We start from the raw sequence: 920 nt of genomic DNA, 5'->3' as shown, positions 1-920 counted from the left end.
TCTACCAAATGCATTTTCAACTAAATGCCTGTATCTATATAAGCACCAATCAACATCCTCATTCCCTTTCTTCTGGTGTTTTCTTCTTGGAATTGTTGAATCTGCTCCCATTTTTTCTACTTCCTCACGAAAAGTGTCGCTATCGTAACCCTTATCTGCGACAACATGTTCAGCTTTTGGCGAGTTTTCTACCAAACTTTTTGCATGAACGATATCGTTTACTTGCCCTTGTGAAAGCTCAAAGTAAACAGGTAAGCCGCCGCTATCTACCGCTAAATGGATCTTGGTTGAGTTGCCTCCTCGGCTTTTCCCTATATCTTCGGTCGCTGAAGAAGCTGCCCCTGTTCCATGTTGATGAGCACTGATAATACTCCCCCATCTATAAAGAGCCATTCGACGTCTTCAGAATCCACTAATGTATTGAAAGCATGAGATAAAACCCCTTTGCTTGACCATAGGTTAAATCGTCGAAAGACCTTGCTCCAGCACCCAAATTCTTTTGGTAAATCACGCCATGGCAAACCTGTTCGCATCCGATAAAGTATTCCTTCCATCGTTATTCGATGCGCTGGCTTATCATAAATTCTCCCCGAACTTAACATTGCTTTGTACAGGATTTCCCAACGTTCATCTGTTAACATTAGCCTTGGCATAGTGAGTCGCTATTTTTTGTTTTTGGCGAAGTAAATTATACCTGCTCACTATGCTGTTTAAAAAGTATACTTGAAAGATCAACAGCCCCTAGTAATAATATGAAATATTTTGGCTAGTCAAGCAAAGGGCTTGCCTTAATTATTATTTGACTGATGAAAGCCTTGATTTCTTCTGTTTTGAAAATATAACCTAGCACATTCCTGCAAAAATTTTATTTCGATCTACACTAAAAACGTCGCTTTATATTAGGGCCTTATATGGACTCT

1 pseudogene is annotated in these 920 nt (G+C 39.6%); it reads right to left on the bottom strand.

The annotated features are described in order from the left end of the window. Positions 1–653: pseudogene (locus tag CWB66_RS22805) on the bottom strand (IS5 family transposase); the annotation flags it as partial. Between the last annotated feature and the right edge of the window lie 267 nt (positions 654–920).

This window comes from Pseudoalteromonas sp. S558, assembly GCF_005886635.1.
GTDB classification, from domain to species: domain Bacteria; phylum Pseudomonadota; class Gammaproteobacteria; order Enterobacterales; family Alteromonadaceae; genus Pseudoalteromonas; species Pseudoalteromonas aliena.
This window is presented reverse-complemented; position numbering and strand designations above follow the sequence as displayed.